The organism is Mycobacterium sp. NGS64 (assembly GCF_059812245.1).
Genome location: NZ_JCALCI010000002.1, coordinates 730,317 through 746,699, shown reverse-complemented (window position 1 = coordinate 746,699; position 16,383 = coordinate 730,317). Strand labels below are relative to the sequence as shown.

Sequence of the window (16,383 nt, the reverse complement as noted above, 5' to 3'; positions counted from 1 at the left end):
ATCGGTCTGCGGGAACTGGGATACTCGGCTGATGACCGACGAGCCGCAGCCGAACGCCGAGCTAGGCGAGCCGGCGCCGGCGCCCAAACCGGCAAAGCCCCGGCTGCTGCAGGACGGCCGCGACATGTTCTGGTCGCTGATGCCGCTGGTGATCGGCTGCATCCTGCTGGCCGGCCTGGTCGGGATGTGCTCGTTTCAGCCGGTCGGGACCGACAAGGGCGCGATCCCGTCCTACGACGCGGCGGCCGCCTTGCGGGCGGACGCCCAGGCGCTGGGCTTTCCCATTCGGCTGCCCCAGTTGCCCGGCGGGTGGCACGCCAACTCGGGCGGCCGCGGGGGCATCGACAACGGCCGGACCGACCCCTCGACGGGTCAGCGGTCGCACGCGGCCACCTCGACGGTGGGCTACATCAGCCCGACGGGCATGTACCTGGGCCTGATCCAGAGCAACGCCGACGAGGACAAGCTCGTCGGGTCGGTCCATCCCTCGGCGTATCCGACCGGTGCGGTCGATGTCGACGGGGTCAACTGGGTCGTCTATCACGGCGCGGGCCAGAAGGGCTCCGAGACCGAACCGGTGTGGACCACCAGGCTGACCGGCCCGGCCGGCGCCGCCCAGATCGCGATAACCGGTGCCGGTAGCCCCGACGAGTTCCGTACGCTGGCCTCGGCGACGCAGACGGCGTCGCCGTTGCCCGCCCGCTGAGAGAAGGCACGCGTGACCGCACCCCAAGCAGACCTGTCCGGATGGTCCGTGGCACCGTTCACCGGCGGCGGCTACACCCACGATGTCTACCGCAAGGGCACCGGCCCCGGCGTGGTGCTGATTCCCGAGATCCCCGGCATCCACCCCGCCGTCCTGGGCCTGGGTAATCACCTGGTGGACAACGGCTTCACCGTCGCCATGCCGTCGCTGTTCGGTGAGCCGGGCAAGCCGAAGACGCTCGGCTACACCATCGGCGTCATCACGCGCGCCTGTGTCGCAAGGGAATTCGCGGCATTCGCCACCAACAAGGAGCGGCCGGTGTCGCTATTCCTGCGCGCGCTGGCCCGCGACCTCAACGCCTCCACGCCGGGCAAGGGCGTCGGCGTCATCGGCCAGTGCTTCACCGGGGGCTTCGCGCTCGCCGCCGCCGTCGACGACAGCGTTTTGGCCCCGGTGCTTTCCCAGCCGTCGGTGCCAATGCCGCTGGGCCGCAAGCGGCGCGCCGACACAGGGCTGAGCGAGGCCGAGATGACCACCGTGGCCGATCGCTGCGCCAACGACGGCCTGTGCGCGATGGGTCTGCGGTTCAGCGAGGACAACATCGTGCCGCGGGAACGGTTCGCGGCCCTCAAGGCGCGACTCGGCGATGCGTTCGAGGTCATCGAGATCGACTCGCGCCCAGGCAACGAGGGCGGCTTCGGCAAGATGGCGCATTCGGTGCTGACCGACGAGGTCCGCGAAGTTGACGGTCAACCCGCTTACGAGGCGCGCAAAAGGGTAGTCGAATTCCTAACTGAGCGGCTTAGTTAGGGAAGTTGGAGAAGCATGGCGACCGACAACCGCGTGGTCGAAACGACCCATGGCCCGGTCCGGGGCGGCGACGACGGCGGCGTCCGGACTTGGAAGGGCATCCGGTACGCCGCGCCGCCCGTCGGCGACCTGCGGTTCCGGCGTCCGGAGCCGCCGAAGCGGTGGACGGAGGTCGCCGACGCCACGTCCTACGGTCCGGCCTGCCCGCAACCGACCTTCCCCAACATGCCCCTGGAACTCGGTGCGCCGCAGGGTGAGGACTGCCTGAGCCTGAACGTGTTCGCCCCGGCGGGCACCGCGCCCGGCGACGCCAAACCGGTGCTGGTGTGGCTGCACGGCGGCGCCTATGTGCTCGGATCGGCCAGCCAGCCGCTCTACGAGGGCCACCGGTTGGTCAGCAGCGGTGACGTCGTGGTCGTGACGGTCAACTATCGGCTTGGGGCGCTGGGCTTTCTCGACCTGTCGTCGTTCAACACCGCGCGGCGCCGCTTCGACTCGAACATCGGGCTGCACGACGTGCTGGCCGCGTTGCACTGGGTGCGGGACAACATCGCGGCGTTCGGCGGTGATCCCCGACGGGTCACGCTGTTCGGCGAATCCGCCGGCGCGGGGATCGTCACGACGCTGCTGGCCGCCCCGGCGGCCGAGGGCCTGTTCGCCGGTGCGATCGCCCAGAGTTCCCCCGCCACATCGGTGTACGACCGCGAGCGGGCCGAGCGCGTCGCCGTGAGCTTCCTCGACAAGCTGCGGATCGACCCGGACAGGTTGCCCGACGCGCCGATCGCGGCGATCCTGGCCGCGTCGCAGCAGGTGTTCGACGAAGTGCCCGTGCGCAATCCGGGCACGCTCGCGTTCGTCCCGATCGTCGACGGCGAGCTGCTGCACGACTACCCGGTCAAGCTGGCGCAGGAGGGTCGCTTGCACCCGGTGCCGCTGATCATCGGCACTAACAAGCATGAGGCGGCGCTGTTCCGGCTGATGCGCTCGCCGCTGATGCCGATCACCCCGCGCGCAATCACGTCGATGTTCACCCAGATCGCCGCCGAACAACCCGACCTGCAATTGCCCACCCAGGAGCAGATCGTGTCCGCCTACTCCGGATTGCGGCGCAAGGCAAGGTCTTTGAGCATCGCCACCGACGTCGGCTTCCGGATGCCGTCGGTGTGGCTGGCCGAAGGGCACTCCCACGTGGCCCCGGTGTATCTGTACCGGTTCGACTACTCGACCCCGTTGCTCAAACTGCTCTTGGTCAATGCCGCCCACGCCACCGAATTGCCTTACGTCTGGGGCAATCTCGGGGCGCCGAAGGACCCGACCCTGAAGCTCGGTGGCACCAAGACCGCCAAGGCGGTTTCGAAACGGGTGCGCACCAGGTGGGTCAACTTCGCCACCCATGGCAAACCCGTGGGCCCGGCCGGCGAGCCGGATTGGACGCCCTATCAGGAGGCCGATCGCGCGTGCCTGCTCATCGACAAGCGCGACGCGATCGTCAACGATATCGACGCGCCCATCCGGGCCGCCTGGGGCGCCCAGATGGTGAGCTTCCGCTAGTACCACCAAGCTGCAGCTCAGCATCGCCTAGTGCCCATGGTTAGATTGGCAAGTTATTTCTAAAACCGGGGTTCGCATTTGCAGGCGGGTGGCGATGTCAGGGGTGGGTGAGCACTCGATGCCGGAGGATTTCCGCGAACGAGTGCTCGCCGCCGCCTATGATGAACTAACTCGTTGGGGCATAGACCGTTTCCGCATTCTGTCACTGGCTGACCGGCACCGGCTCGACCCAGCGGCGATTCGCCGAGAGTGGGGCGACGAAGAGAGCCTCATGCTCGAAGTTTTCTTGGCGTGGCCGAGCAGAGAAGTCACGGCGCCGGATACGGGTTCGCTCCGTACCGACCTGTTTGCTCTGGCGGCCGGGATGACCTACTACGTCAATTCAGAGATTGGGCGCCGTTTACAGATCACGCACATAATCGACAACCCGGACTTGCCAAGCGCCCGAATTCGCAGGGAAGTTTGGCGAGCTCGCGCGGGCACCCTTCGCGTCGTGGTCGACCGCGCACGAGAGCGTGGCGAACTTCGAGACGGTGTCGACGCGCTGACCGTGCTGGAATTGCTGTTCGCACCGATCAACATGCGCGCGCTATTCACCGGCGAGCCGGTCGACGACGAATACTGCCAAATCATCTCTGAGTTGGTCTGGCGCGCCATCGCGCGGTGAAGCCGGTCATGATGCGAACGAACTTGTCTCGCTACTTCGTCCGGGCGGCGGCCTGACTTTTCATCTGGCCGAACAGTTCCACGTAGTACGGCAGACACTCGGACATCGCCTTGTCGGTGGTGAACAACGGCTCGTATCCGAGGTCGCGCCGCGCCTTGTCGATGGAGAAGTAGTTGTCCAGATACAACCGCTCGATGGCGAGCGGCTCCAGCAGCGGCGCCGGTATCCCGAACCGGAAATGCAGGCGCTGCCAACCGCTCATCGCCGCGCGCACCATCGGGCCGTTCACGCGCACCCGGGGCCAGTTGACGCCGCAGGCCTCCACCACCGGCCGGGCGAACTCGAACATGTTGATCGGCTCGGCGTCGTTGATGAAATACGCCTGACCGGGCGCCGTCCCGCCGGGGACCAGATGCTGGGCGGCCAGGATGAAACCGTGTATCAGGTTGTGCACGTAGGAGTTGTCCAGCCGGGCGGACTTGCGGCCGATCAGCACCTTGACGTGCCCGGCGATCACGCTTTCGAACAGCCTGCGAAACATCGTCTGATCGCCGCGGCCCCAGATGCCGCTGGGCCGGATCGCGCACGTCAGCATGCCCTTAACACCGTTCTGCGCCAACACGAATCGCTCGGCGACCACCTTCGTCTCGGTGTAGAGGTCGTTGAACCTGTTGGTATAGGGCAGCGTCTCGTCGCCGCCGGCGATGTTCTGCCCGCCCATCACCACACTGTTGGACGAGGTGTAGACGAACCGCTTCACCCCGGCGCGCTGCCCGGCGTGCACCAGGTTCTCCGTGCCGCCGACGTTGACGGCGAAGCTGCGCTGACGGTATTCGTCGCTGACCGACGCGCCGCCCATCAGCTCGATGAGTGCGGCGGTGTGAAACACCGTGTCGATGCCGTCGACCGCAGCGGCGCAGACGCCCGCGTCGGTGATGTCGCCCTGTAGCACCTCCAGCTTGGGATGCGCTGGAAGCGGCGAGGGGGCGCGGTCAAAGGAACGCACCTGGTATCCGCGGTCGAGCAGGGTGGTCACCAGGTTCGCGCCGACAAACCCTGAGCCGCCGGTGACCAGGACGCGCCCGAGTTCGGTTGTCAGTGATGGATCACCCATGCGGAAAGCTTAACTGAAACGTGTTCCATTTTGAGCAAAAGTTTCGCGGACCGGCTTGGCGTCAGCCCTCGTCGGGCTCGCCGGCCGCGAGCGCATCCTCGATCCGCTTGCGGGCTCCAGCTAAGTGCTCCTCGCACCTTTTGGCCAGTTGCTCGCCCCTTTCCCACAGCTGCAGCGATGCGTCCAGGTCCAGCCCGCCCTGCTCGAGCAGCCGCACCACTTCGATCAGCTCGTCGCGGCAAGCTTCATAGCCAAGCTGACTAATGGGAGTAATTGGCTCGTTGTTCTCAGCGACCATCGGTCACCCCCTCGCTCACGGCCGCCACGGCGCCGTCGGCGACCCGCACCCGAAGCCGCGTCCCCGGCGGCGCGTCGTCGACCGAACGCAGCACCGCCGCGGGCCCCGCGTCGGGAACGGTCTGCACGACGGCGTAGCCGCGGGCCAGGGTGGCGGCGGGGCCCAGCGTGGCCAGTCGCGCGCCCAGGTGACCGACGCGGTCGGTCTCGGCGGCGACCAGCCGCCGGATGTCGCGGCGCACCGCCGCGCGGGCGCGGTGGATCTCGTCGGCGCGGGCGGTGAGCGCCGTCAGCGGCTCGGCCAGCACCGGGCGGCTGCGCAGCTGGGTCAGCGCGCGCTGTTCGCGGGACACCCAGTTGCGCAGGGCCTGCGCGCTGCGCCGGCGCAGATCGTCGACCAGCCGCTGCTCGGCCGCGGTGTCGGGCACCACCTTCTTGGCGGCGTCGGTGGGGGTCGCGGCGCGCAGGTCGGCGACCAGATCGCACAGGGGATTGTCGGGCTCGTGCCCGATCGCGCTGATCACCGGGGTGCGGCAGGCCGCGATCGCCCGGCACAGGGTTTCGTCGGAGAACGGCAGCAGGTCTTCGACGCTGCCGCCGCCGCGGGCGAGCACGATCACGTCGACGTCGGCGTCGCGGTCGAGTTCCCGCAGGGCCTCGACGATCTGCGCGACCGCGTTGGGCCCCTGAACGGCGGTGTTGCGCACCGCGAAACGCGCCCCGGGCCAGCGGGCGCCGGCCACGGTCGTCACGTCGTGTTCGGCGGCGCTCGCGCGGCCGGTGATCAGCCCGATCATGTTGGGCAGAAAGGGGATTGGTCGCTTGAGCCGGGGGTCGAAGAGCCCTTCGGCGTCGAGCAGCCGGCGCAGCCGGTCGATCCGCGCCAAGAGCTCGCCGATGCCCACCGCGCGAATCTCGCTGAGCCGCAACGAGAATGTGCCGCGGCCGGTGTAGAACGACGGCTTGCCGCAGACCACCACCTGGGTGCCTTCGGCGAGTTTCACCGGCGCGTTTGCCACCAGGTCACGCGAACACGTGACGGTCAGCGACATGTCGGCGGCCGGGTCGCGCAGCACCATGAACACCGTCTTGGAGTCGGGGCGCATCGTGATCTGGGCCAACTGCCCCTCGACCCAGACGATGCCCAGCTTGTCGATCCAGCCCGCGACGCGCACCGCCACCGCGCGCACCGGAAAGGGGTTCTCGGCGGAGTTGGGTTCTGGATTGGCCGCTCGGGTCACTTCGCGTTCGCGCGGGTGATCCTGTTGGCGAGGAGCGTCTGGAACGGCGCCCGCGCCTTGGTGGCCTGTTCGTAGGCCAGCAGGGCCTCGAGCTCGTCGACGCTCAGCGACTGCAGCCGCGCGCGCAGCTGGGCCAGCGTCAGCGTCGGGTAGTCGAGTTCGGCCGCCACCGCCGGCTGCGCGACGGTCGGTTTGGCCGCGGGCTTCTTCGATTGCTTCGCGGGTTTGACGAGCGCACTGGCGTCCTCGTGCGCGTCGGCCACCGAGTACAGCGCGAATCGGCCCTCGGCGCGCCGGTCGGTTTCGTCGCCGTCCGCCGCCGGGACCCCGTCGTCTTCGGGCAGGTCCTCGTCGAAGGTCGCCCACTCCGGCTTCTCGTCCTTGGGCGGAAAGATCGACTCCAGGGTGCTGTCGCCCTTGATCACCAGCTCGGCGAGGTTCTGCTGAAATCGCATCACAATGTGCGCCGCTGTGCTGGCCAGCGTCATGGGGTACATCAGGATGGTTTTCGGCAGCTTCATGGTCTCCTCGACAGCGACTGTCGCCGCGCCGACTATCAGCCGAACTCCGTACGGTGCAGTGGCCATGGGTCCAAGACTGCCTCAACCGGCGGATAAGTCCAAGCCGACCGCCGGCCGGTACCCTGAATGTCATGCCGCCGACTGTTGACATGGGAATTCCCGGCTCTGTGGGACCAGCCAGCTCGGTAGCCAACGACCCAGCTCGCAAGAGGGTGCTCCTGGCGGAGCCGCGTGGCTACTGCGCGGGGGTGGACCGGGCCGTCGAGACGGTCGAGCGCGCCCTGGAGAAGCACGGCGCCCCCGTCTACGTGCGCCACGAGATCGTGCACAACCGGCACGTCGTCGACACGCTGAAGAAGGCCGGAGCCGTTTTCGTGCAGGAGACCGACGAGGTCCCCGAGGGCGCCATCGTGGTGTTCTCCGCGCACGGCGTCGCGCCGACCGTCTACGCCGCCGCCGCCGAACGCAACCTGCAGACCATCGATGCCACCTGCCCGCTGGTGACGAAGGTGCACAACGAGGCCAGGCGCTTCGCCCGGGACGACTACGACATCCTGCTCATCGGCCACCAGGGGCACGAGGAGGTCATCGGGACCGCCGGCGAGGCGCCCGAGCATGTGCAGCTGGTCGACGGCGTGGCCGCGGTGGACAACGTGACGGTGCGCGACGAGAACAAGGTGGTCTGGCTCTCGCAGACGACGCTCTCGGTCGACGAGACGATGGAGATCGTCGAGCGGCTGCGCCAACGCTTCCCGAAGCTGCAGGACCCGCCCAGCGACGACATCTGCTACGCGACCCAGAACCGGCAGGTTGCGGTCAAGGCGATGGCGCCCGAATGTGAGCTGGTCATCGTCGTCGGCTCGCGCAACTCGTCGAACTCGGTGCGGCTGGTCGAGGTGGCGCTGGGCGGCGGCACCGCGGCGGCGCACCTGGTCGACTGCGCCGACGACATCGACCCCGCGTGGTTGGAGGGCGTCACGACGGTGGGTGTCACCTCGGGGGCGTCGGTGCCCGAGGTGCTGGTGCGCGGTGTGCTGGAGCGCCTCGCCGACTGCGGCTTCGACGTGGTGCAGCCGGTGACGACGGCCCAGGAGACCCTGGTGTTCGCGCTGCCCCGCGAGATCCGGTCGTCGCGCTAGCTAGCCCTCGTACTCCCAGGATTCAGCCGGGAAGCCGCGCGGGGCGCGGGAACCACCCCGGCGCTCGGCTCGCGGATCCCTGGGCTCGCTCAACGGGGCTTCCCCGCGGTAGCGCACCCGCGAAATCGGGTGGTGGGTCGAGCTGCCATTGCCGCTCGGGGCGGGGCGGCGGCGCCGGGGCTCGTATGACTCGTACCGGTCATAGCGTTCGGGCGCGCTGGGCGGCTCGTACGGCTCGTAGCCGTCGAAGCGGCTGCTCCGAGGAACCGGCCGGTCGTAGGGATCGCGGCGGGCGCGCGGCTCGCGGCGCGTTTCGCGCGGGTCGGCATCGCCCGGCGGCCGTTGGCGGCGCCGTGGCCGCGGCGGGGGTTCGGCGGGGTCGAAGTCACGGGGCGGCGCCGGGCGGCGGCGTCGCGGCCGGTCGGTTGCGGGTTCGCCCTCGTCGTGAACCGGCGGTCGCGCTCGCCGGGAGTGGCTTCGGCTCGAACGCGCGGCGGACCGCTCGCCCCTTGTCCCCCGGCCGTCCCTCGAGGACCGGCTGGCGGTCGGGGTTCGTTTGGAGCGGGCGGCCGGTTCATCCTCCGCATCGTCCTCGCGAGGGCCGAGGCCAAGGAGCGAATTCAGTTTTGCCCCAATGCCATTGTCGGCGGAACGCGGTTCCTCTGCCGTCTCGTCCGTGGAGTGGGTCGCGGCGCGTGGCTTCCCGAAGTACCAGCGCACCAGGCCGATCAGCAGCACGCCGCCGGCGGTCCCCAGCATCAGCGGGAAGCGTTCGATGAGCGGATACCCGCAGTTGATCAGGAGATCCTTGAGGTTGCCGAGCTTGCGGCCGTGGAACATCCAGTAGGCGCCGGGGACCGCGCAGAAAAGAATCAGCGGCGGCTGAATGATCGCGGTGAACACGCCCTCCTGTCGCACGGCCAGTACCGCGGCCAGGCAACCGGCTATATAGAAGCCCGCGAAGACGTGCGTCAGGTCCTTTTGGCCCGTCCCGGCGTCGATGCCGTAACCGATGGCGGTCGCGGACACCGCGATGAGCAGGGCCGCCCACCACGGCACACCTGGAATCCTGGGGTGAATCGAGCGGTGGTTGGCCTCAACCGCCGATCTTTCCCGCTGCGCTGACACATGTAGACCGTACCGGGAATGAGCCGAAACGCCCGTAAAGACCTTGTTAGCGACGGTTGGCGTGCCCCCGAAAAAACAAAGCCGCACGCACGAATGAACCGCGGCGGTCGGCCCCTTAGACTTGGTTCCCCGTGAGCCTCAGCCTTGGAATCGTCGGCCTGCCCAACGTCGGCAAGTCGACGCTGTTCAACGCGCTGACCCGCAATAACGTGGTGGCGGCGAACTATCCGTTCGCGACGATCGAACCCAACGAGGGCGTGGTTTCGCTGCCGGATCCGCGGCTGGCCAAGCTGGCGGAGCTTTTCTCCTCCGAGCGCATCGTTGCGGCGCCGGTCACGTTCGTTGACATCGCCGGACTGGTCAAGGGCGCGTCGGAGGGGGCGGGGCTGGGTAACAAATTCCTGGCCCACATCCGCGAATGCGACGCCATCTGCCAGGTGGTGCGGGTGTTTTCCGACGACGACGTGACCCACGTCGCGGGCGAGGTCGACCCCAAGTCCGACATCGAGGTCGTCGAGACCGAGTTGATCCTGGCCGACCTGCAGACGCTCGAGCGCGCGCTGCCGCGGCTGGAGAAGGAAGCGCGCACCAACAAGGAGCGCAAGCCTGTCTACGACGCCGCCGTCGCCGCGCAGGCGGTGCTGGACGGGGGCAAGACCCTCTTCGCAGCGGGGAGTGACGTCTCGCTGCTGCGCGAGCTGAACCTGCTGACCATCAAGCCGTTCTTGTACGTCTTCAACGCCGACGAGGCGGTGCTGACCGACGCCGCGCGGGTCGCGCAGCTGCGCGAGCTCGTCGCGCCGGCCGACGCCGTATTCCTCGACGCCGCAATCGAATCCGAGCTGGTCGAGCTCGACGACGAGTCGGCCGCCGAACTGCTGGAGTCGATCGGGCAGACCGAACGCGGACTCGACGCGTTGGCCCGGGCGGGGTTTCACACGCTCAAGCTGCAGACGTTCCTGACGGCGGGTCCGAAAGAGGCGCGGGCGTGGGTAATTCACCAAGGCGACACCGCACCCAAGGCCGCCGGGGTGATTCACACCGACTTCGAGAAGGGCTTCATCAAGGCCGAGATCGTGTCGTACGACGACCTGATCGCCGCGGGCTCTATGGCCGCGGCCAAGGCGGCCGGCAAGGTCCGCATGGAGGGCAAGGACTACGTCATGGCCGACGGCGACGTGGTGGAGTTCCGGTTCAACGTCTAGGCGAGTGCAAACAAGTGACTGGCCGCTCTCCCTCGCTCCGCCTTCGCACCCGAGTCCGGAGTGACGAATATCCCCGACTGGTTGAGATATGGCGCAGCGCAGTCGACGCCACCCATGGTTTCCTGCGGGTATCGGATCGTGGCGAGATCGAGCGGCGTCTGCCCTCCGACTATCTGCCACATGTGCGCCTGGTCGTCGCCGAACGCGGCGACGAGGTGGTCGGCTTCGCAGGCGTTGCCGACCACAAACTCGAGATGCTGTTCGTGGACGCCGAACACCGCGGCAGCGGAGTCGGGAGTGCGCTTCTTTCGTACGCGATCGATGCGGATTCGGTCCGTTACGTCGACGTCAACGAGGACAACGCGGAGGCCGTCGGGTTCTATCGCAACCGAGGTTTCACCGTCGTAGAGCGGAGTGATCTCGACGATGAGGGCAGACCCTATCCATTGCTCCGGATGGAACGACTTCCACCGGACGGGTAAGTCGGCGGCCGAAGAAGTAGGCGCTTCCAACTGGACAGGTGTCCAGCTATCGTGGCCACAACGTTGATGTGCGCGAAGATGGGGCTGAGATGAGCAAGGTTCCGAGCCGTCAGGCTCGTTTGGCGCACGCCGCCAAACACGCTGACTTGTGGAATCTGGGCAAGAAGGACGAGTGGGTGGCGTCGTGGCGCACTATCTGCCCTGGTGAGGTGCGCATGTTCGACCCCGTCGGCACTGAGGAGAAGCACGGTTTCGCCGCCGCGACGTCGGAGGCGTTCGACATGTTCCAGTCGATCCTGAAGATCAAGATGATCACGGTGCAGGTCAACGGGAACGAGATGGCGTGGGTGTGCGAGAACCACTTCGGTACCGAGCCGAACGTCCAAATGGCGTACAGCATCGAGACGTTCGCCTGGGACGACGACGGCAACCTGCTCATCAAGACGTACTATCCGATGCCGGAATCCGTTGGCGCCGAAGCAGATCCGTACGCCCATCTGCTCGAAGGGCGGCAGTAGCTACGCGATGGCGGGCGGAAGCACGCTTGGCTCCCCCGACTGACTACTCGACTTGGTCAAGGTAAAGCGATGCGCAATGGGTTGGCTGCTGTGGTCGGTATATCCGCAAGCCGCCTCGGTGCGGACGACCACCATCGTGCCAGTACCCGCAATGGGGTCCCAGTTCCATTCTTCGGTGCCCCGATGTGTCGTCCCGTCATTGCAGCGCCACGCCGCGGGATTCGGCGGAAGGGCCAGATGCCAGTGATCAGCGTAGAACTGGGCCTGGCCGGTGGTGTTGGAGAAAGTGACTTGGGTGCAGCCAATACCGCACGACGTGGCCTTGAATGTCAGATCCTGCATACTTCCGTCGACGAAGTGGACGGTGTACATCCCATTCACCACCTCGTCGGCTGCCATCACCGGCTCGGCCGATGCCGGTGCCGCGACCGGAATAGCCATCGTGGCCAGCGCGATAGTCGCTAGGGATATTTTCTGCATCGGCATTCCTAACTGGTAGCCCTCCGGCAGCACGATACGACCAAGTCACCGGAAAATACAGGCCCTGAATGGGTTTGCCGCGATGAGCGTTCGCATGAGCCAGGGCGGCATCCGCCTTCCTGGCGCTTCGCACTTGGCGTTGCGGGTACTACTTTTCGTAGTAAGCGGTGCGGAGGAGGCATGATGCGGTGGCGCGGTGTCTGTCACGTCGAGTTTGCGGTTCTGGACTACGACGACTCCATTGCCTTCTATGACGCGTTGTTCGGCTGGCTCGGATACAGCAGCTTCTCGTCGTTGAACATGGAATACCAGTCGACTTACTACATGGCGCGTCATGTCAACCCGCACAGCTACATCGGCATTCAGCCTGCCCGTACCGGAAACAAGTTGACGCACCGCGACCAGGCGGTCGGCATCAATCACATCGCTCTATGGGCCCGGAGCAGGAGGGAAGTCGACCGCTTCCACCGTGAGTTCTTGATCGAGAATGAAGTCCTTGTCACCGATGCCCCGAAGGAGTACCCGCAGTACTGGCCCGGTTACTACGCCGTTTTCTTTGACGATCCGATCAACGGGATTCATTGGGAGTTGGCCTGGATACCGAAAGTCCCTACTCCCCACCAACTTTGGTCTTTTTATCGTGCAATTCGTGCTTTTGCCACAAGTCGTCCGGACCTAGCCGACACGGTGCCCGGCGTCGCAAGGCAGGCCAGCAGAACGCTCCCTGGCCGGTAACCCCGGGCTTCGACAATTACGTCGGCGGCCGCGCGGCGTTAGGGTGAGTCGTGGTCGTTGACGGCGGCGCCGAGACGCAGGGCGAACCAGCGCAGTGTGATGCTGAGTTGGACAGCCGCGAGGAGTCTCTCGCGCGGCGTGAGATCGAGCTCTCCAGGCGAGAGCGCGTTGCCGACGAACGAGAACGCGTCGCGGATGAGCGGGACCGAATCGCCGACGATCGCGAGCAGGCGGCCGACGACCGCGAGCGGGCGGCCGACGACCGAGAGGGCGCGACCGCGCAGCGGGAGCGCGAGCGACTGCGGCGCGTCGACGAACGGGTGCAGCGCAGGAAAGCAGCCGCCAAACGGGAGAATGCCGAAATCAGGCGCGCGGTGGCCGAGAGCCGACGAGGTCTCGAAAACCTCGCGGCGTCGCCGGACGAGGGGAGCGCGATCTAGTGGATTCGTGTGAATTGGCGACCCTGAACCAAACCAGACCGTGGGTCCGCCGCTCCGCGGGCGTGCTGGGCGGCTTGGCCCTGTTGGCCCTCGGCTTGGCCGGCGGCTCCGAACCCACGGCGCAGGCGACTCCGCTTCCCGTGCCGAGCAATCACTGGTGCCCCGGCGATCAATGGGACCCCGGCTGGGGTACTGCCTATAACTGGGACTGGAATCACTGCCACGACTGGCAAGGCCTGCCGGGTCCGGCCGGCTGGGGACCGTGGGGACCCCCGCCGGGGTGGGCGCCGCCGCAACCACCCCCACCGTCGTGGGCGCCCGGGGCTCGGCTGATGTGGAACCCCACGGTTAACGCTTGGGGGTTCTGGAACAACGGGATCTGGACCCCGGTTTAGCGCTCTTGTCAGAAGCTTGTCGGAGGGGCCGCATAGCCTTGCGTCGACGCAAGACACCGCCATAGGGAGGGCTCCATGAAGTTTGTTTCGACCCGCATCATCACCGCCGACGTCAATCGGCTGGTCGGCTTCTACGAGATGGTCACCGAAGTCTCCGCGGTATGGGGGAACGAACTTTTCGCCGAGATCCCGACACCGGTCGGCACGTTGGCCATCGGCAGCGACAAGACGGTACCGCTGTTCGGGGAGGGATCAGCCGAGCCGGCAGCAAACCGCAGCGCGATAGTGGAATTCCTGGTCAAGGACGTGGACGCGGATTACGAGCGGCTGCGCGACCGCGTGGCCGAAGTCGTGACGGAGCCGACGACCATGCCGTGGGGGAACCGGGCGCTGTTGTTCCGGGATCCCGACGGCAATCTGGTCAACCTGTTCACCCCCGTCACCGACGCGGCCCGCGCCAAATTCGGAATTGGACTGTCGGCGAAGTAGATTCGACGATTCAGCGTCGCGCGACGGCGTGCGCACGCACTGACGGCGCGATCCAGTCCGCCAGGAAGGCGCGCAGCCGCTTTCCGGTGCGTGCGGGGCGTCCGGGGTCCACGATGAGCGACTGCAGCATGCGCAGCATGACCTCGACCAGTTCGTCCAGCTTGCCGTCGGCGAATCCCGCTGCGGACCAATCGACTTCGAACCTTTCCAAGATCGACTTGCCGAAAGAGATCGCCATGTCCGAGGTCACCCCGGCGGTCAGGGCGCTGGCCTTACCCGGCTGGACTACCAGGCTGAGGTACCTGTCGTGAGCGATCTGCTCGTAGGTGTAGGCGATGCCTTCCACCACGGCCTCGGTGGGGTCGGTGATCGACCCCAAATGGGTGGCGAGCCGATTCAGGAAGGCGTCGACGGCCGACAGCGCCGTGGCCCCCAGGAGTGCCTCGTGGGTCGGAAAGTAGCGATAGACGGTCTGGCGCGTCACGCCGAGGGTTTGGGCGACCTCGGACACGCTCACGGTGCCCCGTTTGTCGATGGCGGTCCGCGCCGTGTCGATGATGCGAGCGACCGCTTCCTCGTCGTCCGCCGGGATGTCCCCGGACCAGCCGTGTCGTCGCATTGCGTGATCGTCGCACAAAGGGCGCTCATGCCTTGACAAGACAAACAGTTCTGAATGTATGGTCAGACGATGCCGTTGCCAACCGGAAGCCCAGTGGACGGCACCGACGAGAACCTGACCCGGCGAGGGTTGCGTCACGCGCTGGACGGCACGACGGACCTGGCCGAGCGGGAACTCAAGGTGCCGCTGCACTATTACCGCGATCCGAAGATCACCGAGATCGAGGAGTCGCAGATCCTGCGCAAGGTGCCGTTGGCGATCGTCCCGTCGGCGCAGGTGCCGGCGAAGAACGACTACGTGGTCCGCTCGGTGCTGGGCGATTCGCTGCTGGTGACCCGGGACCGCTCCGGTGCCAGCCACGTCTTGCTCAACTACTGCCGCCACCGCGGGGCCATGCCCGCGTGCGGATCCGGCAATGCCTCGCGGTTCGTGTGTCCCTATCACGCCTGGACATATCGGAACACCGGCGAGCTGTTCATGGTTCCCGGCAAGGCCGGCTTCGATTCCATGGATCCGAAGAAATACGGGTTGGTGGAACTGCCGTCCGAGGAACGTCACGGGTTCATCTGGGCGGTGCTGACCGCCGATGCGACCCTCGACCTCGACGCGCACCTCGGCGCCCTCGACGCCGAGCTGGCGCTGTGGAACTACGAGGCGTACGGATACCACACGCAGCGCGAGTTCACTTCCGAGGTGTCGTGGAAGGGCGCGCTGGAAGCGTTCGCCGAGGGATACCACTTTCCCTACGTCCACGGCGAGAGCCTCATCGGGCAGAACACCCTGGCCAACACGATGGTCTACGACGAGTTCGGGAAGCATCACCGCATCGGCTTCCCGTTCAACTGGATCACCAACGTGGAGACCGACCCCACCGCGTCGACGGAACCGCTGATGAACATGGGGGTGATCTACTGGGTGTATCCGAATCTCATTCTCGCCAACAGCCCTGTGGGCGTGGAGATTATCGACATCCTGCCCGACGGCGAGCCGACGCGCTGCACGGTCCGGCACAGCTGGATGGCCCGCGTCCCGGCAACCAACGATGACATGAGGGCCGGATACGACGCGGTCTATGAAGGGGTGCACGCGGCCGTTCGCGACGAGGACTTCGCGATGCTGCCCCAGTGCGGCGAAGGTGTCAGGCACGGCCAGCACGACCACATGATCATCGGCCGCAACGAGATTGGCGTGCAGCACATGATCAAGGTGTTCGGCCAGGAACTCGGCGTGGCGCTGCAATGACCGCACCCAAGCGGCCCGAGCAGCTGGACTCGCCCCTGCTGCCGGTCATCTTCCGCCACATGAGCAAAGCGCAGGTGTGGGTTTACCGGAAGACGAACGGACGCATCGGGGGCAAATGGCGGATCGGAGCCGGCTTCCGCAAACCGGTGCCGACACTGCTGCTCGAACACCGAGGCCGCAAATCGGGCAAGCCGTACACGGTGCCGCTGCTCTATCTGCGCGACGGGCAGGACGCGGTCGTGGTCGCGTCCCAAGGGGGGCTGCCGAATCATCCGCAGTGGTACCGCAATCTGGTCGCCAGCCCGGATGCGACCGTTCAAATCGGCGGCGAGCGGCGACCGGTGCGCGCGGTGACCGCCGACGCCGAACAGCGCAGCCGCCTGTGGCCGCGACTGGTCGAGCTCTACGCGGACTTCGACACCTACCAGAGCTGGACCGAACGCGAGATTCCGGTCGTGATCTTGCGGCCCCGCTGAGCTCGGCGGGCGACGGAATATCTCGCCTAGAAATTTGCTGGCCGGTAATCGATTCGCCATCGATGTGGCGCACGCCATTGTGTTATTTACGCATGACGAAGACCACAAATTTTGGAACGCCATGAATG

General features: G+C 66.7%; 21 protein-coding genes. 14 read left to right on the top strand and 7 right to left on the bottom strand.

Features of this window, described 5'->3' with window-relative positions; genetic code table 11:
• Window positions 1–31 precede the first annotated feature (31 nt).
• From AC5Y4S_RS11840 to AC5Y4S_RS11825, 4 genes are all read left to right on the top strand, one after another.
• The gene (locus AC5Y4S_RS11840) at window positions 32–706 is read left to right on the top strand and encodes a DUF4245 domain-containing protein (protein WP_500032885.1); all 675 of its coding nucleotides are present in this window, start codon (window positions 32–34) and stop codon (window positions 704–706) included.
• Window positions 707–718: 12 nt separating this feature from the next.
• Window positions 719–1,516, top strand: coding sequence for a dienelactone hydrolase family protein (locus tag AC5Y4S_RS11835; protein ID WP_500032883.1), 798 nt, complete (start codon window positions 719–721; stop codon window positions 1,514–1,516).
• 15 nt (window positions 1,517–1,531) lie between these two features.
• A complete protein-coding gene (locus tag AC5Y4S_RS11830; protein WP_500032882.1) occupies window positions 1,532–3,067 on the top strand; it encodes a carboxylesterase/lipase family protein in 1,536 nt (511 codons plus the stop codon).
• Between the two features lie 118 nt (window positions 3,068–3,185).
• Window positions 3,186–3,734 carry a TetR-like C-terminal domain-containing protein gene (locus AC5Y4S_RS11825; protein ID WP_500032880.1) on the top strand — a complete coding sequence of 183 codons (549 nt, stop codon included), beginning with the start codon at window positions 3,186–3,188 and terminating at the stop codon, window positions 3,732–3,734.
• A gap of 31 nt (window positions 3,735–3,765) precedes the next feature.
• On the opposite strand, the gene AC5Y4S_RS11820 is transcribed toward AC5Y4S_RS11825, so the two are convergent.
• From AC5Y4S_RS11820 to AC5Y4S_RS11805, 4 genes are all read right to left on the bottom strand, one after another.
• Window positions 3,766–4,848, bottom strand: a complete 1,083-nt coding sequence (locus AC5Y4S_RS11820; protein WP_500032875.1) for a 3-beta-hydroxysteroid dehydrogenase — start codon at window positions 4,846–4,848, stop codon at window positions 3,766–3,768.
• Window positions 4,849–4,909: 61 nt separating this feature from the next.
• Complete coding sequence (locus AC5Y4S_RS11815) at window positions 4,910–5,146, bottom strand: exodeoxyribonuclease VII small subunit (protein WP_500032871.1); 237 nt, start codon at window positions 5,144–5,146, stop codon at window positions 4,910–4,912.
• Window positions 5,136–6,386 (bottom strand): exodeoxyribonuclease VII large subunit, encoded by a 1,251-nt coding sequence (xseA, locus tag AC5Y4S_RS11810; protein ID WP_500032866.1) that lies wholly within the window; start codon window positions 6,384–6,386, stop codon window positions 5,136–5,138. Before xseA ends, AC5Y4S_RS11815 begins: the two co-directional genes overlap by 11 nt.
• The gene (locus AC5Y4S_RS11805; protein WP_500032860.1) at window positions 6,383–6,973 is read right to left on the bottom strand and encodes a lipid droplet-associated protein; all 591 of its coding nucleotides are present in this window, start codon (window positions 6,971–6,973) and stop codon (window positions 6,383–6,385) included. The genes xseA and AC5Y4S_RS11805 overlap by 4 nt, the downstream gene beginning before the upstream one ends.
• Before the next feature lie 65 nt (window positions 6,974–7,038).
• Here AC5Y4S_RS11805 and AC5Y4S_RS11800 point away from each other — a divergent pair, with 65 nt between their 5' ends.
• Window positions 7,039–8,046, top strand: coding sequence for a 4-hydroxy-3-methylbut-2-enyl diphosphate reductase (locus AC5Y4S_RS11800; protein WP_500032857.1), 1,008 nt, complete (start codon window positions 7,039–7,041; stop codon window positions 8,044–8,046).
• On the opposite strand, the gene AC5Y4S_RS11795 is transcribed toward AC5Y4S_RS11800, so the two are convergent.
• Window positions 8,047–9,174 carry a DUF6542 domain-containing protein gene (locus tag AC5Y4S_RS11795; RefSeq protein ID WP_500032856.1) on the bottom strand — a complete coding sequence of 376 codons (1,128 nt, stop codon included), beginning with the start codon at window positions 9,172–9,174 and terminating at the stop codon, window positions 8,047–8,049.
• 131 nt (window positions 9,175–9,305) lie between these two features.
• Between AC5Y4S_RS11795 and ychF the strand changes: the two genes are divergently transcribed.
• From ychF to AC5Y4S_RS11780, 3 genes are all read left to right on the top strand, one after another.
• Window positions 9,306–10,379: a redox-regulated ATPase YchF gene (gene ychF / locus AC5Y4S_RS11790; RefSeq protein ID WP_500032855.1), complete on the top strand. Its 1,074-nt coding sequence runs from the start codon at window positions 9,306–9,308 to the stop codon at window positions 10,377–10,379.
• 14 nt (window positions 10,380–10,393) lie between these two features.
• On the top strand, window positions 10,394–10,861 hold the full coding sequence (locus tag AC5Y4S_RS11785; protein WP_500032852.1) for an acetyltransferase: 468 nt from the start codon (window positions 10,394–10,396) through the stop codon (window positions 10,859–10,861).
• A gap of 89 nt (window positions 10,862–10,950) precedes the next feature.
• On the top strand, window positions 10,951–11,379 hold the full coding sequence (locus AC5Y4S_RS11780; protein ID WP_500032851.1) for a hypothetical protein: 429 nt from the start codon (window positions 10,951–10,953) through the stop codon (window positions 11,377–11,379).
• Here AC5Y4S_RS11780 and AC5Y4S_RS11775 read toward each other — a convergent pair whose 3' ends face one another.
• A complete protein-coding gene (locus tag AC5Y4S_RS11775; RefSeq protein ID WP_500032848.1) occupies window positions 11,380–11,859 on the bottom strand; it encodes a hypothetical protein in 480 nt (159 codons plus the stop codon). It abuts the gene before it with no gap.
• Between the two features lie 183 nt (window positions 11,860–12,042).
• Here AC5Y4S_RS11775 and AC5Y4S_RS11770 point away from each other — a divergent pair, with 183 nt between their 5' ends.
• The 4 genes from AC5Y4S_RS11770 to AC5Y4S_RS11755 all read left to right on the top strand — a co-directional run bounded on the left by AC5Y4S_RS11770 (window position 12,043) and on the right by AC5Y4S_RS11755 (window position 13,918).
• A complete protein-coding gene (locus AC5Y4S_RS11770; protein ID WP_500033300.1) occupies window positions 12,043–12,594 on the top strand; it encodes a VOC family protein in 552 nt (183 codons plus the stop codon).
• Window positions 12,595–12,644: 50 nt separating this feature from the next.
• A complete protein-coding gene (locus tag AC5Y4S_RS11765) occupies window positions 12,645–13,034 on the top strand; it encodes a hypothetical protein (protein ID WP_500032846.1) in 390 nt (129 codons plus the stop codon).
• 14 nt (window positions 13,035–13,048) lie between these two features.
• Window positions 13,049–13,429 carry an Mtp family mycobacterial-type pilin gene (locus AC5Y4S_RS11760; protein ID WP_500032843.1) on the top strand — a complete coding sequence of 127 codons (381 nt, stop codon included), beginning with the start codon at window positions 13,049–13,051 and terminating at the stop codon, window positions 13,427–13,429.
• A gap of 75 nt (window positions 13,430–13,504) precedes the next feature.
• Entirely contained in the window at window positions 13,505–13,918 is a 414-nt protein-coding gene (locus AC5Y4S_RS11755) for a VOC family protein (protein WP_500032841.1), read from the top strand.
• 10 nt (window positions 13,919–13,928) lie between these two features.
• Here AC5Y4S_RS11755 and AC5Y4S_RS11750 read toward each other — a convergent pair whose 3' ends face one another.
• The gene (locus AC5Y4S_RS11750) at window positions 13,929–14,537 is read right to left on the bottom strand and encodes a TetR/AcrR family transcriptional regulator (protein WP_500032839.1); all 609 of its coding nucleotides are present in this window, start codon (window positions 14,535–14,537) and stop codon (window positions 13,929–13,931) included.
• 69 nt (window positions 14,538–14,606) lie between these two features.
• Here AC5Y4S_RS11750 and AC5Y4S_RS11745 point away from each other — a divergent pair, with 69 nt between their 5' ends.
• Both AC5Y4S_RS11745 and AC5Y4S_RS11740 read left to right on the top strand, forming a co-directional pair.
• Window positions 14,607–15,779: an aromatic ring-hydroxylating oxygenase subunit alpha gene (locus tag AC5Y4S_RS11745; RefSeq protein ID WP_500032836.1), complete on the top strand. Its 1,173-nt coding sequence runs from the start codon at window positions 14,607–14,609 to the stop codon at window positions 15,777–15,779.
• Entirely contained in the window at window positions 15,776–16,255 is a 480-nt protein-coding gene (locus AC5Y4S_RS11740; protein ID WP_500032835.1) for a nitroreductase family deazaflavin-dependent oxidoreductase, read from the top strand. Before AC5Y4S_RS11745 ends, AC5Y4S_RS11740 begins: the two co-directional genes overlap by 4 nt.
• Window positions 16,256–16,383: the final 128 nt, after the last annotated feature.